This is a genomic window from Sulfitobacter sp. OXR-159 (assembly GCF_034377145.1).
Lineage (GTDB): Bacteria > Pseudomonadota > Alphaproteobacteria > Rhodobacterales > Rhodobacteraceae > Sulfitobacter.
Window position 1 is genome coordinate 141,755 of the sequence record NZ_CP139708.1, and the last position, 17,095, is coordinate 158,849.

The window sequence follows — 17,095 nt, forward strand, 5'->3', positions numbered from 1 at the left end:
TCAGCTTCCGCGATATGTTGAGTATCCGAAAGGAGAAAGCAACAAGGGCACGTGGTAGTGCGATTGCTCGGACATCCCAAAGCGGATCGGTATGACGCCTAGAAACCGGGGGTCTTCAGGCGGCGTGCCGCTTGCATCCAGATAAGGGCCTGCGTGGAACACCAGTTCATATTCGCCCACTTCGAACTCTGCTTCAGGCAGGATTTGTTCGTCAGTGCGCCCGTCGTTGTTCGTCATAAGCGTTTTCAACAGATGCCGTTCAACACCGCTGATGCGAAACAATTCAATTTTCAGCCCTTCGGCGGGACACCCAAGGGCGGTGTCGAGGACATGAGTTGTAAGATAGCCGGCCATTTTTAACTTCTCCTGAAACGCTGTCTGTTTCTAGGCTGAATGCCTTTAAGTGACAAATCTCCACTAACAGAAGGCTCCTTTAAATTTTTTTTGAAAAACAGATCCATTTTTCCTGTTTAGGTTGGGTTTTGAAGAAAAGGAATATTTGCGTGAAACGTTACCCAAGAGATATGACCGGCTATGGTGGCGCTGTACCAGCGGCGCAATGGCCGAATGGCGCAAAAATCGCCGTTCAGATCGTGCTGAACTATGAAGAAGGTGGGGAAAACAATATTCTCCACGGTGATGCTGCGTCTGAAGCGTTCCTATCAGAGATAACCGGGGCCGCACCCTGGCAGGGTCAACGCCATTGGAACATGGAATCGATCTATGAATACGGCAGCCGCGCCGGGTTCTGGCGTGTTCACAAACTGCTCAAAAACACGCCAATTACTGTTTATGGTGTAGCAACCGCTCTTATGCGGGCGCCCCAGCAGCTCAAGGCGATGAAGGAGGCGGGCTGGGAGATTGCCAGCCATGGTCTGAAATGGATCGAACACAAGGATATGGAGCCGCAGGAAGAGCGCGCCCAGATCCGCGAGGCAATCCGCCTGCATACCGAAGTGGTGGGGGAGGCCCCGCGCGGCTGGTACACCGGACGCTGCTCTATGAACACTGTGGACCTTGCCGCCGAGGAGGGCGATTTCGCCTATATCGCCGACAGCTATGCTGATGATTTGCCCTACTGGGTGCGGGCTGGCGGTAAGAACCAGTTGATCGTGCCTTACACGATGGACTGCAACGACATGCGCTTTGCGATTCAAGCGGGATACACGAACGGTGATCAGTTTGAGAGCTATCTCAAGGATAGTTTTGACATGCTCTATGCCGAGGGTGCCGAAGGTGCGCCCAAGATGCTTTCGATCGGCTTGCACTGTCGTCTTATCGGGCGTCCGGGGCGCGCAATGGCGTTGAAACGCGCCTTGGAACATTTCGCGAAACACGACGGGGTCTGGTTCGCCACACGGGAACAGATCGCCGATCACTGGGCAAGCCTGCACCCGCCTGCCGAGGGGACCGCGCCATCTGATATGGACAGGGGAACCTTTGTCGCGGAATTTGGTGGCATGTTCGAACACAGCCCTTGGATTGCCGAGGGTGCCTTTGATCTTGAACTCGGCGCGACCCATGACAATGCAGCAGGCATTCACAACGCACTGGCGCGTGTGTTCCGTGACGCATCCGAAGAACAGCGGCTGGGTGTGCTGACCGCCCACCCTGACTTGGCGGGAAAACTGGCGGCAGCCGGGCGCCTCACAAAGGAAAGCACTGCCGAACAGGCGGGTGCCGGACTGGATTTGCTGACCGACGAAGAACGGGAGACCTTCCAGAACCTCAACGCTGAATACGTTGAGCGGCACGGCTTTCCTTTCATCATCGCCGTGAAGGACAACACCAAATCGAGCATTCTCGAAGCGTTTCACCGCCGTATCAAAAATAACCGCGATACCGAGTTCTCCGAAGCCTGCCGACAGGTTGAGCGCATTGCAGAACTGCGCCTGATTGAGAGGTTTGCATCATGAACAACGTTTTGACGGCAACCACAATTAATTCCGATGCCATTGCCGGGCTAGCAGAACTGATCGATGCATCAGACACGCCCGACAAGCTCATAAACCAAGGGCGTTGCGGACGTTTTCATGATCGGGCGACCCTCGACGTTGATGGTCGCGTAGGGGTCAGCGTCTTTCAATCCACATCGTTCTCCCTGCCTTTCAAAATGGAAATGATGGAGCGTCACCCTTTGGGCAGCCAAGCTTTTCTGCCGATGCAGGAAGGCGAATATCTGGTCGTGCTAGCCGAAGATAAAGACGGTGCTCCGGTTGCGCCACGGGCCTTTATTGCTGGGCCGGGGCAGGGCGTGAACATCGGGCGCAACGTCTGGCACGGGGTTTTGTGTCCGCTGTCCGATCCGGGGCTTTTCATGGTTGTCGACCGCGTCGGCGAGGGGCCAAATCTGGAGGAACATTGGTTCGATGAGCCATTCATCATCGAGCGACAATAAATAACTCGGCAAAAAAAAACGCCGGCTCACGCATCCATAGGGAGGGACAATTATAATGTCTGATGCATCCATCGGAACGCCGGACCAACTCCGCGATCCAAATTACACCCCGCCGCTCACAAAAGCGGTGCCGCTGGGGATCCAGCACGTGCTGGCGATGTTCGTATCGAACGTCACTCCGGCGATCATCGTGTGCGGCGCTGCAGGTTTCGGCTTTGGCTCAAACAGCCCTGATTTCCCGCAAATGATCTACATGATACAGATGTCCATGTTCTTTGCCGGGGTCGCGACGCTGTTTCAGTCGGTCGGCGTAGGTCCGATTGGCGCGCGCTTGCCGATCGTGCAGGGCACATCGTTTGCCTTTATTCCAATTATGATCCCGCTTGTCGCCGGGAAGGGCGTGGACGCGATTGCGGTCCTGATGGGGGGTATCGTCGCCGGTGGCCTGTTCCACGCCTTTTTGGGGCTATTCATCGGCAAGCTTCGTTTTGCACTGCCGCCGCTGGTCACTGGCTTGGTCGTGACCATGATTGGTCTGGCTCTGGTCAAGGTCGGTGTTCAATATGCGGCAGGGGGTGTGCCTGCAATCGGCACCGAAGAATACGGCTCCGGGCTCAACTGGTTCATGGCAGGTACCGTGATTTTGGTGACCCTCGGCCTGAAGTTCTTCACACGCGGCATGCTTTCTGTGTCGGCCGTTCTGATCGGTCTTTTGGTTGGCTATGTCGTCGCCTTTGCGCTTGGTCAGGTCAATCTTGGCAGCGTAGGTCAAGCGGCAAGCTTTGCGCTGCCGAACCCGCTACACTTTGGCATCGAATTCTCGGCCGCCGCGGTTATCGGCTTTTGTGCCATGTCTTTCGTCTCGGCCATCGAAACTGTTGGCGATGTTTCCGGGATCACCAAAGGGGGCGCAGGCCGTGAGGCGAGCGACCGCGAAATCCAAGGGGCGACCTATGCAGATGGGATCGGCACGGCCATCTCGGGCATGTTCGGCGCGCTGCCCAATACGTCGTTCAGTCAGAACGTAGGTCTCATCGCCATGACGGGTGTGATGAGCCGGATGGTCGTTACAATCGGAGCGATTTTTCTGATCATATGCGGTCTTGTTCCCAAAATCGGTGCGGTGATCTCTTCGATCCCGATCGAAGTGCTGGGCGGTGGTGTCATCGTGATGTTCGGCATGGTGGTCGCGGCTGGTATCTCGATGCTGTCCGATGTGAACTGGAACCGTCGCAACATGGTAATTTTTGCCATCGCGCTGTCGCTTGGTCTGGGCCTGCAGCTTGAGCCGGATGCGCTTCAGTATCTGCCGGGCACGCTGAAAGTCCTAGGGACTTCGGGCATTCTGCCCGCGGCCCTCATCGCCATCGTTCTTAATCTTGTGCTGCCCGAGGAGCTTTCGGGTGAAGCCACCGAGGAAGTCTCTGGTGGTATGGCAGGACAGGGGAGCGGATCACTCGCGCAGAGTGACCGCGTCTGATGCCACATTCGCGGTAAGATGATTGCTGCGAAATAGGAAAAGCACATGCGGCGCAGGTTTCTGTGCCGCATTTTTTTCGTGGGTAACTGCTAGGGCTGGAAGAAGTACCTGCCGGGATCGCCGGGTTTATCTCGGGACTTGGCCAGCCTAGCGGAAAGCAGCGTCAAAGGGGACGGCTCAAACCGATAAAGGATACATGGGGGTTTCAAAACACTAGGCGATGCCACGTCCAAAGGCCGCAACGATCGCTGCACCTGTGCCAACGTGCAGCTCGCCAGCGCTGGTTTGCCCAAGGTTCAGACATCGCTCACAGAGCGCGGCCCTCTTCTGGAATATATCTTTAACCTTTCAGAGGTGCGTCATTCCCGGCAGATCACCGGCTTCTCGCCGCGAGGCGTTCCGCCATTTCAAGCATGCGTGCAGAGAAGCCCCATTCGTTGTCGTACCAGCCAAAGACGCGCAGCTGGCGCTGTTCGATTGATTGCGTTTCGGGAAGGGCGATCACCAGAGATTCAGGGCGGCTCCGAAAATCGGTCGAAACACAGGGGTCTTCTGTCAGACCAATGAGGGTCGAGTCTGCAAAGGCTTCGCGCAAGAACTCGACAAATGAACCTTCGGGCTTTTCCAAGATTTGCAGCGTCGCGTCGATTGCGGATACTGAGATGCAGGGAACCCGGACGGCGCTGACACTGAGGCGTCCGTGAAATTCTGGCAATACGTTAAAGATCTGATTAAGCGCGCTGGTTGTTGTCGGAACCATTGAGACAGCAGCAGCACGGCTTCTTTCAAGACTGGCACCGGGCTGGTCAACAGTCGGTTGGCTCCCGGTGTAGCAATGAATGGTCGTGATATGTGCTCTGGAAATTCCGAGCCCTAGATCAATCGTGCGGAGGAGGGGGGCGATCGCATTGGTCGTACAAGACGCATTGGACACGATCCGCGCATCGCCAAGTTCTTGTTCATTGGCGCCCAAGACAACCGTCTGGTCGGCGACCTCGGACGGGCCGGAAATCAGAATATTCGATGCCCCAGCCTCGATGCCTGCTTCTGCAAAGTCTCTATCCTTGACCCTTCCGGTGCATTCCAAAACAACATCCACACCGCGTAAATCCAAGGCCCGCAGGTCCGGTTCGCAGGTAAATGGGATGGGGCGACCGCCAATTGTTATCTGGCGATCTCCCGTTTCCACTTGGAGGGGCAAAGGGCCGAAAACACTGTCGTAGCGCAGCAGGTACGCGCAAGTTTCGAGTGGCGCGATATCGTTGATGCCAACGACTTTGACGGCGGACTGGCTTTCATTTTGTAAAATCTGGCGCAGCAAAGTCCTGCCGATGCGCCCAAAACCGTTGATAAAGACACTTAGCTGGCGGGTCACGTTCAAGCTCCGTACATCAGGAAAAGGGCGGGCAGCCAGGCAGTCAGCACGCCGCTTAGGAGTGTGGCAACTGCTGTTTGGTCTTGAACCGGTTTCTTCATCGTCAAAGTGGCGAAATACATGAACCAAAGACCCGACCAAGTAAGCCAGCAAATGCCCAGCCAGATATCAATGAATTTCGCCGCAGAGGCGAGGGCTAAAAAGGCCTGAGGCAACACGGAAAGAGAGACAAACAGGCTGAACCATCCCAGACCGCGGCCATCAGCTCCATTCAACCGGTTAACCGCCACCCAAAGGTAGGTCGCGCTGAACAGCAGCGTCAGGGCAACAGAGCGGATTTCATCCCCGGTCGTGGCGCGCACGAGTGACACAGCGGCGACTGTGGCGGTAATTGCCGCTGTGGCAAAGTTGACGACAACAATCTCTCGATCCGAGATGCGCCCAGACATCCAAAGACCATTCAACACAAGAACCGCCCCCACAAACAGCAGGGATATTGGCAAAAACATGAAACCTACCGTTTGTGCGCTGAAAGAAAGTCTTTCGGTTTCTGGGCCAGTTCAATGTGCCTTGGCCTAGAAGTCCACGTCGATTGCGACGCCCTGTTCAACGGCCAAATCAACGACTTTGGCTGCCACCGCGAGGTCCTGAAGGCCCACGCCGGTCCCGTCGAACAGTGTGATTTGATGATCCGACGTGCGGCCCGGATTGGTCCCATTGATGACCGCGCCAAGTTGGGCAACATCCGTGTCCTTGATAAGCCCTTCAGCAATGGCATGTTGCGCCTCGCCGATGCTCACGGACTGGGCGACCTCATCGGTGAACACCGAGGCCCGTGCCAGCAAGGCCGCTTCGACCTCCTGTTTGCCTTTGGTGTCGGTGCCCATACATGCGATATGGGTTCCGGGGCTGACGTGATCGGCCATCAAAGACGGTGAAAAGGCGGAGGTGATCGAGATGATGACGTCGGCTTCGGTCATGCCGGGCAGATCGACGGCTTCAAAGGGAACCCCAGCCTCATGCGCGACTTTCTCGATATTGGGCAGCATCTCTGGGTGGTAGTTCCAGCCGATCACCTTCTCGAACTTTCGCTGCTCCAATGCGGCCCGTAGCTGGAAGGTGGCTTGGTGGCCTGCGCCTACCATGCCGATGACGGTCGCGTTTTCACGTGCCAAGTGTTTGATTGAAACCGACGAAGCCGCCGCCGTACGCAACGCTGTCAGCAAATTGCCACCGACCATCGCTTTGACCTTGCCGGTGTCAGGATCAAATAGGAAAACAGTGGACTGGTGGTTGATCAGGTTGCGTTTTTCAAGATTGTTCGGCCAGTATCCACCGGCCTTCAACCCCAAGCTCAACCCGGCGCGATCAAATCCGCCTTTGAACCCGTAAAGCGCCTCTTCGTGCCCAATCGCTTCGCGTACGACAGGGAAGTTGTAGGCGTCGCCGGAGGCCATTGCGGCAAAGACTTTCTCGATAGCATCAAAAGCTGCCTCGCGGGTCATTAGGTTGGCGATCTCACGTTCAGGTACGATCAGCATGTTTCTCTCCAAATATTTCGTTTCAGAAGACTCCGAGAGGTTCGCCAATGGCTTGAGAACGTCGCGCCGCAGGTTGGGGCGGAAAAGAGTATTCTGACACGCTTCAAATCAGTTCGCCCATGTGCCCGCCGGAAGCAGACACATGGGGCAGTTGTCTTACATCGCTAGATCAGTAGGCGTGACCGCGTGCCGAAACTGGCCAGAGGCATTCAACCTTGCCGTTGCGAACACCGACATACCAATCATGGACGTTGGCGGTCGGATCGCAGTGACCCGGAACCAGCTTCAGCTTGTCGTTGACCTTCAACGCGCCGTTTGGGTCCATCACCACCCCATGCTCGTCCGAACACTTGATATATTCGACATCATCGCGCCCGTAGATCACTGGCAATCCGCTATCAACGGATTGAGCCTTGAGGCCAGCGTCGACGATCGCCTTGTCCGCCTTTGCATGGCTCATGACGCTTGTGAGGATGAAAAAGGCATTCTCCCATTCCCCTTGGTCGATGCGTTTGCCGTCTTTGTCGAGGATGCGTCCATAGTCCGCGTCCATGAAGGCATAGGAGCCGCACTGCAGTTCGTTATACACACCCGAGTTGGACTCGAAGTAGTAGGAGCCAGTGCCGCCACCGCCGACGATGTCACAGTCCAAACCTTCGGCCTTCAACGTATCGACCGCATCTTTGACCATCGCCACGGCGATATCGATTTTCGCCTTGCGTTCGTCATAGCTGTCGAGGTGCTGCATTGCGCCTTGATAGGCTTGCAGGCCGGAGAACTTGAGCCCCTCGGCACCGTCGATGGCCTTGGCAATCGCCACCACGTCAGACGTGGTGGTCACACCGCAGCGCCCCGCGCCACAATCGATTTCGACAAGACATTCGATCTCGGTGCCATGTTTTTGCGCCGCCGATGACAGATCAGCCACATTGGCAAGGTCGTCAACGCAACAGATCGTGCGGGCGCCAAGCTTGGGCAGACGGGCGAGGCGGTCGATCTTGGCAGGATCGCGCACTTGGTTCGAGACGAGGATATCTTTGATGCCGCCCCGCGCAAAGACTTCGGCCTCTGAGACTTTTTGGCAGCAGACACCGCATGCACCGCCGAGCTTTTCTTGAAGCCTTTGGACATCGACCGACTTGTGCATCTTGCCGTGGGTCCGGTGGCGCATGCCATGCGCCTTGGCGTAGTCTCCCATTTTCTTGATGTTGCGCTCCAGCGCGTCAAGATCAAGCACAAGGCTCGGTGTTTGGATGTCGGCCTCATCCATGCCCGGTTTTGCCGGGATATCGTAGCCCACTTCGAATTCGTCGAGATTGGTCATATCTTTCATGTCCGTGCTCCTTCGTTTTTCAGTCGATATTTGAGATCAGGCGGCGTTCAGCCACGGCAGCTTGTCGAGGTCGACATTGCCGCCCGTGATGATCAGGCCGACGCGCTTGCCCCTAAAGGCTTCGGGGTTCTTGAGAACTGTCGCGAGCGGCACAGCAGAGGATGGCTCCATGACCACGCGCAGATGCTTCCAGGTCAGCTTCATCGCCTCAATGATCTCTTGCTCTGACGCCGTGTAGATTTCGGACACGTGGTTTGAGACAAAATGCCAAGTCAGGTCCTTGAGCGGGACCAGAAGCCCGTCGGCAATGGTCTTGGGGGCATCGTCGGCGATAATATGGCCCGCCTTGAAGCTGCGGTAAGCGTCGTCTGCCTGTTCGGGCTCGGCCGCGATGATATGAGTTTCGGGCGCGAGGGTCGCGAGGGTGAGGCAGGTGCCCGATATCATGCCACCACCACCAATTGGTGCTACCACAGCGTCAAGACCATCTGTCTGCTCAATGAATTCTTTCGAACATGTGCCCTGTCCGGCGATCACTCGGGGATCGTTGTAGGGGTGTACGAAATCGCCCCCTGTCGCAGCTTGCACCTCGGCAAAGGTCGCCTCACGGGAACTGGTCGACGGCTCGCATTCGGTAATGACACCGCCAAAACGGCGCACCGTATCCTTCTTTGCCTGAGGGGCTGTGCGGGGCATCACCACGTTGCATGGAATGCCGCGCTTCATAGCGGCATAAGACAGGCAGGATGCATGATTGCCCGAGGAATGTGTTGCGACGCCTTTGGCCGCCTGCTCCTCGCTAAGCCCGAACACCGCGTTCGAGGCGCCCCTCACCTTAAAGGCACCGGGCTCCTGAAAGTTCTCGCATTTGAAGAACAGTTCGCAACCGGCCAGTTCGTTGAGGTAGTCCGAGGTGCGGACAGGCGTGCGGCGAATATAGGGGCTGATCCGCGCGTGGGCGTCCAACATGTCCTCGTAAGTCGGGATGTACATCTGGTAATCCTTCATCACGCCGCGTCTTTTTGCGCTGCCGCGGTATGGCCGCGATAGTATTCTTGGGCCGCCGCGACCCCGGAGCCGAGTTTGATGTCCAATCCAAGATCGACCATGCACATTTCTGCGGTCGCGATGCCAGAGAGTGCCATGACATCCGTCAGGCTGCCGAGGTGGCCAATCCGGAAGACCTTGCCCGCGACCTCACCGAGCCCCACGCCAAAGGCCACGCCATACTTGTTGGCAGCATGTGTCACGATATCGGTGGCGTTGAAGTCTTCGGGCGTCCGAATGGCGCTGACAGTGTCAGAGTAAACCGAAGGGTCCGTGGCGCAAAGTTCAAGGCCCCAAGCGCCCACCGCCGCGCGCACACCCTCCGCAATCCGGAAGTGCCGGGCAAACACGTTCTCCAGACCTTCGGTCAGCAGCATGTTGCAGGCTTGGTTCAGACCGTTCAGCAGTCCCACAGCAGGCGTATAGGGATAGGCGTTGTTCGCGTAGCCTTTGGCCATGTCGTGTACGTCGAAAAACGTGCGGGGCAGAGTGGCGGTTTTGGTGGCCTCCATCGCCTTGGGTGAGAAGCCAACAATGGCGAGGCCAGCGGGCAGCATGAAGCCTTTTTGTGACCCGGTCACGGCAACATCCACGCCCCATTCGTCGAAACGGAAATCCATTGAGGCAATTGACGAAACACCATCCACCAACAGCATCGCTGGATGGCCCGATGCGTCCAGCGCACGGCGCACGGCCGCAATGTCTGATTTCACGCCGGTGGCTGTTTCATTATGCGTGGCAAGAACGGCCTTGATCTCATGGCTTTTGTCAGCGGTCAGGATCTCTTCGTAGCGATCCGCCGGGATCCCTGCGCCCCATGCGGTTTCGACTGTCTGCACAGCAAGACCATGACGCTGGCACATATCGATCCAACGATGGCTGAACATACCGTTGCGTGCCGCAAGCACTTTGTCACCCGATGAGAGCGTGTTGGTCAGCGCAGTTTCCCACCCCCCCGTGCCGGTGGACGGAAAAATGAAGATTTCTGCGTTGTCGCTTTTGAGGATCTTACGAACACTTGCGCGAGCGGGATGTAGAATTTGCCCAAACAGCGGTGACCGGTGGTCGATCGTAGGCATGTCGCAAGCCTTGCGCAGGCTCTCGGGAATGTTGGTCGGGCCCGGGATGAAAACGGGATTTTGAAAGCTCATGGACGGTCTCCTTCCGTTGTTGGCTTCACAATAGACCGGACCAGGGCGAACCGATATTTTTTTGAAATAGGGTTTCAGTTTTTGGGTTAATGCGTAAAGATGAGTGTTGTCAGTGCGTTATATTTTTCACATGGTGATTTCGTCTTTCACATAGAAACGAAGGGTTCTTATGGAATCTCGAGACAATGGTTCAGGAACTGGTCGGAAAGCACGCGGAAGGCCCCGTGGCTGGACGGACAAGACCGCGCAGAACACGATCAAATCGCTCGACCGGGCCATGGAGGTGTTCGAGTATCTCAGCGAAGCGCAGGGCAAGCCGCTCTCTAAGTTGGCAGATGAGATGCGCCAATCGCCAGCGACCGTCTACCGTATCCTTGTAACCCTTGAGGGCAGGGGGCTGGTCGAATTCGATCACGAAGAGCAGGTTTGGTACATTGGGGGTCGAGTGGGGCTGAGTGCAGAAAACCCCTTTAACCCACATTTCCCAAGTAAGGCGCTGATTTCGCTGTCCTGACCATTATATTTCCTATATAAAACATGGTGTTGAAGGCTGCGAGGGGCGCGTTTCATGGATCACCCAGAGGGTGCGGGCTTGCAACGGGCAGATCGGGTGGATTTCGACCCTCGCGTGCGGCTGGAATTTCGCGGCACGCAGCTCAGTTCCGACGGCGGCCTTCTGGTGATGCGCGAGCTTGATGACGCGCTCGGGTTGTCCGATTTGGCGTCAGCGGCGCTGCGCGATACTCGCTCTGGCAAGAACACGGTCCATCGGCTCGACGGCCTGTTCCGGCAATCAGTCTTTGGGCGGCTGGCCGGATACGAGGATGTCAACGACGCCAACCGTCTCGCCTGCGATCCGGTCATGCGCCAAGTTGTCGGCGGCAGAGCGGTCGATGCACAAGCGGCCTCGGCATCGCAGATGGGACGGTTCGAGACCGAGACGCTGGCTCTGGCCGGGAACCGTGCCGCGCTGGCCGACCTGAACGGGCAATGGATCGACCGGTTCCATGACCGTAACGGGCTGAAGTACATCGTTCTGGACATGGACAGCTCGGTCAGCCCGACCCATGGCGACCAGGAAGGGTCCGCCTGGAATGGCCATTTCGACTGTAGCTGCTATCACCCCAACTTTCTGTTCAACCAGTTCGGGATGCTGGAACGCTGCGCCCTGCGCCATGGCAACGTCCACAGCGCCGATGGCTGGCGTGATGTTCTCGACCCCGTCATTGCGCGCTACGCGGAGCGCGACCTTGGTGGCAGGTTCTTCCGGGCCGATGCTGCCTACGCGATCCCGGCGATCTATGAGCGATTGGAAGAAGCGCGGTTCTTCTACGCCATCCGGCTGCCCGCAAACGCGGTCCTCAAGGACAAGATCGCGCATCGGCTAACGCGCCCTGTCGGGCGGCCGTCACTGACCAAGGTCAAGCGGTTCTTCGAGGAATTCGAGTATCAGGCGGCGTCCTGGGACAAGGAACGCCGGGTGATCGCCAAGATCGAATGGCATCCGGGCGAACTGTTCCCGCGTGTCGGCTTCATCGTCACCAACCTGCCGATGGAGCCGGACTGGGTGGTGCGGTTCTACAACCAGCGCGGCACCGCCGAGCAGCACATCAAAGAGGGCAAATACGCCTTTCGCTGGACGCGGCTGTCGTGCCGGAAGTTCCGCGACAATGAGGTGCGGCTGCAACTGCACGCCCTGGCGTACAACCTGGCCACCTTCTTGCGCTGCATCGAGCTGCCCGAAGCCATGGCCGACTGGTCGTTGACCAGCCTGCAACTGAAGCTGATCAAGATCGGGGCACGTGTGGTCCGTCACGCCCGCACCATCACCTTCCAGCTGGCCGAGGTCGCTGTCACCGGCACGATGGTACGCGCCATCCTCGCCGCTATCCGCCGATTGCGAGCGCCACCGCTATGCGCATGATCGCGATCCACGCTCAAACTGAACGAAAGCGGCTGGACAGATCTGTCCGCTGCGCTGAAAAACGCCGCCCCTGGGCAAGGAAACAGCGGCTTCGCGGTCTGATCCGTCCAGATCCAGCAGTCTGCGCGACCGCAGGTGCCGCTTGCGGCAGAAAATCCTTGTCTAGCGATCGGATACAGGCGATCTTCACCTCAAACGACACGCCACCTGGGGAATGCAGGATGAAGAGAAGACATTTCATGACCGGCGTAGCAGCCAGCGGCGCCGCTTTGACGAGCGGCATTGCCACCGCTGCGCTTGCGCATCCGCCGAAGGAAATGCCGAGCTACGACATGCCTGAAGACATGATGCCGCAGATGGTACCTATCGCAAAGGGCGCCACACCCTATGAGATCCACGTCGATCCCGACAACTTCGCGCTTTACTGGACGCTGCCGGACGATATGGCGATGCGCTATACTGTTGGCGTCGGCCGTCCGGGCCTCTATGAGGCGGGCGAGTTCTACATCGGCGCAAAGAAAGAATGGCCAAGCTGGACGCCCACGCCCGGCATGTTGGAACGCGAACCAGAGAAATACGGCAAATACCGTGACGGGATGCCCGGCGGCCTAGATAACCCGCTCGGCTCGCGAGCCTTGTACCTCTTTACCCCCGAAAAGGGCGACACGTTCCTGCGCATCCACGGCACCGACGATCCGAGCACTTTGGGCAAACGGGTGTCGAACGGCTGTGCGCGTCTGGTGAACGACCAGATGGCAGAGCTTTACGAAAAAGTCCCGATGGACACGCGGGTGGTCCTTTACGAACCGCTAACCTGATTTGATGATCTGCCGAATACAATGGCCCGGAACGGAGATGATCCGTTCCGGGCTTTGTTCGTCCAACGACTGAAACAATCGGTCACGGGTCGGGTAGCCGACCCCGGACACGGCCCGTTCACCTTTGCGCGACCCCCATCTTTTCGATTTCTGGTGATGAGAAAAGCATCACTTGGGCGGCTAAAGAACTGCGGTAACCGCCTATTTCTACGTTAAAATTCAGATTGTTACCGTCACTACACAACCGGTCTCACTCCGACACAGAGCGGTGAGCCGAGTTGCTTTGTCTCAGCACCCTATCCCTCGGTAATATAAAGCTATCCAACGCGGTATCCCCGTTTAAGGTTTCTGTTGGGTTGTTTGCGCGTTGAGACTGACGCTCACGGTTCGTTCGCTCCGAGATACCGATAGATTGTCGCTTTTGAGAGGCTGTAGTGTGCCATCAGATCTTTGATCAGCATTCCAGCGGTACGCTTTTTGCGTAGCTCAACGATCTGATCTTCTGAAAGCGCGGGTCGTTTGCCGAACTGTACGCCGCGATCTTTGGCCTTCTTGATCCCATCCATCTGTCGCTCGGCGCGGATTTCGGTTTCGAACTGGCCAATGGCTCCGAGCATGTTGAACAGCAGCCGCCCGGTTGCGTCGGACGTGTCGATATTCTGATCGAGCACGACCAGATCGACACCTTTCTGTTTCAGTGTTTCAGCGATCTGGCAAAGGTGCAGTGTGGATCGCGCCAATCGGTCGATACGTGTGACAATCAGCTGGTCACCGTCGCGGACGTAATTCAGGCATTCTTTCAGCTGAGGGCGGGCGTCCGTCGTACCACTGCGCTTCTCTTCGAAAAGCTTGTCGCAGCCATCCAGCTTTTCGCGCTGCACGTCCAGAGATTGTCCGACTGAGCTGACGCGGGCGTATCCGACTTTGGCCATAGTGTCTCGAATAAATTCAGAGGTCTTGCGACTGTCATATTGAGACATTGAAAAAGACATGGCAAGCGAATGGTCTCAATTTCTACAGTTTTGAAGACCCTCTCCGTATAGAAAGACGACCCTCATGGCACACCGAGCGGTTCTGACCGCGCGACAGCGCGCGGCCCTTTTCCACCTTCCAACGGATGAGGCGTTGATCCTTCGGCATTACGCCCTGTCCGATGAAGACATCGATTTTATCCGCACCCGCCGCCGCCCTGAGAACCTGATCGGATTTGCGCTGCAGCTTTGTGCCCTTCGATATCCGGGACGGCTGCTGAGGCCCGGAGAGATCATCCCCAAAGAAATGTCTGACTTCATCGCCGCCCAGCTCGGCGTCAAACCCGATGACCTTCTACATTATGCCGAGCGAGAGAACACACGGCACGAGCACCTGGAAGTACTGCGCAAGATTTATAGGTACGAGATGTTCAAGGGCAAGCGGGTCAAACAGATGCGTGCGTGGCTTGATCAGAATGCCGAAGGTGCGCAATCGAGCGAAGGTCTGGTGAGGGCCTTTGTGCAAGAATGTCGTGGGCGGCATATCATCCTGCCGGGAACGACTGTCATGGAACGGATGTGCGCCGACGCGCTTGTTGCTGCCGAACGCCGGATCGAAACTCGGATAACGGCGCGCCTTGACCGCGCGATGCGCGCTCGTCTCGATGGCTTATTGAATGAGGAAGAGGAGGGCCAAACCACCACGTTCGTGTGGTTGCGCCAGTTTGAGCCAGGCAAGAACTCCGCAGATATCAACCGCCTGCTTGATCGGCTGGAGTTTCTGAAGGCGATTGCCTTGGCACCAGAAATTATGGACGACATCCCAGCACATCGGGTCACGCGGCTGCGCCGTCAGGGAGAACGCTACTTTGCGAAAGGACTACGTGACATCACCAGTGACCGCCGCCTTGCCATCCTGGCCGTCTGCGTCGTGGAATGGAGCGCTGCCATCGCAGATACCGTTGTGGAAACACATGACAGGATTGTAGGCAGCGTCTGGCGGGATGCGAAACGGATCTGCGACGCGCGGGTCACGGAAGCTCAGGCGGACGTCGCAAAGACCCTGGCTGGATTTGAGACCCTGGGATCAAACCTATTGATGGCCAAAGGCGACGATGCCGCCCTCGCCAATGCCGTCGATAGTTCTTGCGGCTGGAGCGGCCTTGAAAGTCTGGTCGCGCAAGCAACACAGCTTCAGGCAACGGTGAAAGCAGATACTCTGGCCCATGTGTCCAAGGGCTTCCACCGGTTCAAACGCTATGCTCGGCGCATGTTGAATGCTCTGGATATGACATGCGCCAGTGTGGCCCAGCCATTGATCACGGCAGCGCAGATTATCCGTGACAAACAGGATATCCCGGCCACATCGCTGACCTTTTTACAACCACGTTCGAAATGGCGACCGCAATTCCGCGCGCCCGATATTGATCAAGAGCGGCTGTGGGTTGTCGCCGTCCTGTGCCACCTGCGCGATGCGTTCCGTTCTGGCGATATCTGGCTTCCGCATTCGCGGCGTCATGCCGACATGAAGCAAGCCCTTGTGTCCATCGATGCCGCCCGCGCCATGGGGCTTTCAATGCCACTGGAACCAGAGATCTGGATGGCTGATCGAAAGCGCCGCTTGGAAGAGGGGCTGAAACGGCTGGCCAAGGCGGTGCGCTCCAAAACCTTGCCGAGTGGAGTCATTGAAGACGGCGTTTTGCGCGTGAGCCGTCTTGACGCCGATGTGCCGGAGGAGGCCGGTGATCTCGTCCTCGATCTTTACCGTCGTCTGCCGGAGACGCGGATCACCGATATTCTCACAGAGGTCGACAAAGACACCGGCTTCACCGAAGCCTTCACGCATCTGCACACCGGTGCCCCATGCCGTGACAAGATTGGCTTGCTGAACGTGCTCCTGGCGGAGGGTCTCAATCTAGGCCTGAGTAAAATGGCAAATGCCACCAACACTCATGACTTCATACAGCTTTCCCGTTTGTCACGGTGGCATGTCGAAAGCGAGGGAATGGCCCGCGCCCTGGCCATGGTGATTGATGCGCAGACCCACCTGCCAATGACCAAATTCTGGGGTGTAGGGAAAACGGCTTCCAGTGATGGGCAGTTTTTCCCAACGACGCGGCAGGGCGAGGCAATGAACCTCATCAACGCAAAATACGGCAACGAGCCGGGCATAAAGGCCTACACCCACGTCTCTGACCAGTATGCGCCATTCGCCACTCAGGTCATTCCCGCCACGGTGAGCGAGGCACCTTATATCCTCGACGGCTTGCTGATGAACGAGGCGGGACGGAAGATAAAAGAGCAGTATGCCGACACCGGCGGCTTCACCGATCTCGTCTTCGCCGCCACGTCCCTGCTCGGGTACCACTTCCATCCCCGCATTCGTGACCTGTCCTCCAAGAGGTTGCATGTGTTTGACCTCCGCGCTGTTCCCAAAGAGCTGAAAGGGTTAACCGGGGACAAAATTCGGGAAGCGAAGATCGTCGAAAACTGGCCGGATGTTTTGCGCTGTATCGCAACAATGCTGTCGGGCCGGATGCAGCCAAGTCACCTCCTCAAGAAATTGGCCGCGCGCCCGAGGCAACATGATCTGGCGTTGGCCTTGCGGGAGATCGGCCGGGTCGAACGCACATTGTTCATCATCGAATGGCTGCTCGACACCGACATGCAGCGCCGCGCCCATATCGGCTTGAACAAGGGAGAGGCACATCACGCCCTGAAAGGTGCTCTTCGGATCGGGCGTCAGGGAGAAATCCGCGACCGTACCACGGAAGGACAACACTTCCGCATCGCTGGCCTCAATCTGCTGACCGCCATCATCATTTATTGGAATTCCAAACAGCTCGGAAACGCTGTGGCAAGGCGACAGCGGGCAGGATTGGATTGCCCACCCGAACTCCTCGCCCACATATCGCCGCTTGGGTGGGCCCATATCATCCTAACAGGCGAATATCGTTGGCGGAAAATAGAAGCGCAAAATCCTTAAAGGGGTTTTCTGCACTCAGCCCCACTCGACCCCCATTGGTCCGCGCGCGTTTGTGATCGGCGCGCGTTTCC

The 17,095-nt window shown here is 57.3% G+C and carries 14 protein-coding genes and 1 pseudogene; 7 read left to right on the forward strand and 8 right to left on the reverse strand.

Annotation, left to right across the window (positions count from 1 at the left end; genetic code table 11):
• On the reverse strand, positions 1-354 hold the full coding sequence (gene uraH / locus T8A63_RS18600; protein WP_322345853.1) for a hydroxyisourate hydrolase: 354 nt from the start codon (positions 352-354) through the stop codon (positions 1-3).
• A gap of 149 nt (positions 355-503) precedes the next feature.
• On the opposite strand from uraH, the gene puuE reads away from it, so the two are divergent.
• Genes puuE through T8A63_RS18615 form a run of 3 tightly spaced genes read left to right on the forward strand, consistent with a single transcriptional unit; the run spans position 504 to position 3,878 of the window.
• The gene (puuE, locus tag T8A63_RS18605) at positions 504-1,916 is read left to right on the forward strand and encodes an allantoinase PuuE (protein ID WP_322345856.1); all 1,413 of its coding nucleotides are present in this window, start codon (positions 504-506) and stop codon (positions 1,914-1,916) included.
• Entirely contained in the window at positions 1,913-2,398 is a 486-nt protein-coding gene (locus T8A63_RS18610) for an ureidoglycolate lyase (RefSeq protein WP_322345858.1), read from the forward strand. Before puuE ends, T8A63_RS18610 begins: the two co-directional genes overlap by 4 nt.
• Before the next feature lie 55 nt (positions 2,399-2,453).
• Positions 2,454-3,878, forward strand: coding sequence for a nucleobase:cation symporter-2 family protein (locus T8A63_RS18615; protein ID WP_322345860.1), 1,425 nt, complete (start codon positions 2,454-2,456; stop codon positions 3,876-3,878).
• Between the two features lie 373 nt (positions 3,879-4,251).
• Here the strand turns inward: T8A63_RS18615 and T8A63_RS18620 are convergent, their stop codons facing one another.
• From T8A63_RS18620 to bhcA, 6 genes are all read right to left on the reverse strand, one after another.
• On the reverse strand, positions 4,252-5,253 hold the full coding sequence (locus T8A63_RS18620; RefSeq protein WP_322345862.1) for a type I glyceraldehyde-3-phosphate dehydrogenase: 1,002 nt from the start codon (positions 5,251-5,253) through the stop codon (positions 4,252-4,254).
• Between the two features lie 2 nt (positions 5,254-5,255).
• Entirely contained in the window at positions 5,256-5,702 is a 447-nt protein-coding gene (locus tag T8A63_RS18625) for an AmiS/UreI family transporter (protein ID WP_322345863.1), read from the reverse strand.
• Positions 5,703-5,828: 126 nt separating this feature from the next.
• Positions 5,829-6,794: an iminosuccinate reductase BhcD gene (gene bhcD, locus T8A63_RS18630; protein WP_067937142.1), complete on the reverse strand. Its 966-nt coding sequence runs from the start codon at positions 6,792-6,794 to the stop codon at positions 5,829-5,831.
• A 169-nt stretch (positions 6,795-6,963) separates the two neighbouring features.
• Entirely contained in the window at positions 6,964-8,127 is a 1,164-nt protein-coding gene (gene bhcC, locus T8A63_RS18635) for a 3-hydroxy-D-aspartate aldolase BhcC (RefSeq protein WP_322345865.1), read from the reverse strand.
• 36 nt (positions 8,128-8,163) lie between these two features.
• A complete protein-coding gene (gene bhcB, locus T8A63_RS18640; protein WP_300056591.1) occupies positions 8,164-9,135 on the reverse strand; it encodes a beta-hydroxyaspartate dehydratase BhcB in 972 nt (323 codons plus the stop codon).
• Entirely contained in the window at positions 9,135-10,325 is a 1,191-nt protein-coding gene (gene bhcA, locus T8A63_RS18645) for an L-aspartate--glyoxylate aminotransferase BhcA (RefSeq protein WP_322345867.1), read from the reverse strand. Before bhcA ends, bhcB begins: the two co-directional genes overlap by 1 nt.
• 169 nt (positions 10,326-10,494) lie before the next feature.
• Here bhcA and T8A63_RS18650 point away from each other — a divergent pair.
• From T8A63_RS18650 to T8A63_RS18660, 3 genes and pseudogenes are all read left to right on the forward strand, one after another.
• Positions 10,495-10,770: pseudogene (locus T8A63_RS18650) on the forward strand (helix-turn-helix domain-containing protein); the annotation flags it as partial.
• A 123-nt stretch (positions 10,771-10,893) separates the two neighbouring features.
• The gene (locus T8A63_RS18655) at positions 10,894-12,249 is read left to right on the forward strand and encodes an IS1380-like element IS1247 family transposase (RefSeq protein ID WP_006473457.1); all 1,356 of its coding nucleotides are present in this window, start codon (positions 10,894-10,896) and stop codon (positions 12,247-12,249) included.
• A gap of 221 nt (positions 12,250-12,470) precedes the next feature.
• Positions 12,471-13,067 carry a L,D-transpeptidase gene (locus T8A63_RS18660; protein WP_416153252.1) on the forward strand — a complete coding sequence of 199 codons (597 nt, stop codon included), beginning with the start codon at positions 12,471-12,473 and terminating at the stop codon, positions 13,065-13,067.
• A gap of 380 nt (positions 13,068-13,447) precedes the next feature.
• Here T8A63_RS18660 and T8A63_RS18665 read toward each other — a convergent pair whose 3' ends face one another.
• Positions 13,448-13,999: a recombinase family protein gene (locus T8A63_RS18665; protein ID WP_067629846.1), complete on the reverse strand. Its 552-nt coding sequence runs from the start codon at positions 13,997-13,999 to the stop codon at positions 13,448-13,450.
• A gap of 124 nt (positions 14,000-14,123) precedes the next feature.
• On the opposite strand from T8A63_RS18665, the gene T8A63_RS18670 reads away from it, so the two are divergent.
• Positions 14,124-17,024, forward strand: a complete 2,901-nt coding sequence (locus T8A63_RS18670; protein ID WP_067629843.1) for a Tn3 family transposase — start codon at positions 14,124-14,126, stop codon at positions 17,022-17,024.
• Positions 17,025-17,095: the final 71 nt, after the last annotated feature.

Bases quoted from the DNA above. Each gene is read 5' to 3' on its own strand.
- uraH (WP_322345853.1), bottom strand. From the start codon at position 354: ATGGCCGGCTATCTTACAACTCATGTCCTCGACACCGCCCTTGGGTGT.
- T8A63_RS18610 (WP_322345858.1), top strand. From the start codon at position 1,913: ATGAACAACGTTTTGACGGCAACCACAATTAATTCCGATGCCATTGCC.
- T8A63_RS18615 (WP_322345860.1), top strand. From the start codon at position 2,454: ATGTCTGATGCATCCATCGGAACGCCGGACCAACTCCGCGATCCAAAT.
- T8A63_RS18625 (WP_322345863.1), bottom strand. From the start codon at position 5,702: ATGTCTGGGCGCATCTCGGATCGAGAGATTGTTGTCGTCAACTTTGCC.
- bhcD (WP_067937142.1), bottom strand. From the start codon at position 6,794: ATGCTGATCGTACCTGAACGTGAGATCGCCAACCTAATGACCCGCGAG.
- bhcC (WP_322345865.1), bottom strand. From the start codon at position 8,127: ATGAAAGATATGACCAATCTCGACGAATTCGAAGTGGGCTACGATATC.
- bhcB (WP_300056591.1), bottom strand. From the start codon at position 9,135: ATGAAGGATTACCAGATGTACATCCCGACTTACGAGGACATGTTGGAC.
- bhcA (WP_322345867.1), bottom strand. From the start codon at position 10,325: ATGAGCTTTCAAAATCCCGTTTTCATCCCGGGCCCGACCAACATTCCC.
- T8A63_RS18655 (WP_006473457.1), top strand. From the start codon at position 10,894: ATGGATCACCCAGAGGGTGCGGGCTTGCAACGGGCAGATCGGGTGGAT.
- T8A63_RS18660 (WP_416153252.1), top strand. From the start codon at position 12,471: ATGAAGAGAAGACATTTCATGACCGGCGTAGCAGCCAGCGGCGCCGCT.
- T8A63_RS18665 (WP_067629846.1), bottom strand. From the start codon at position 13,999: ATGGCCAAAGTCGGATACGCCCGCGTCAGCTCAGTCGGACAATCTCTG.
- T8A63_RS18670 (WP_067629843.1), top strand. From the start codon at position 14,124: ATGGCACACCGAGCGGTTCTGACCGCGCGACAGCGCGCGGCCCTTTTC.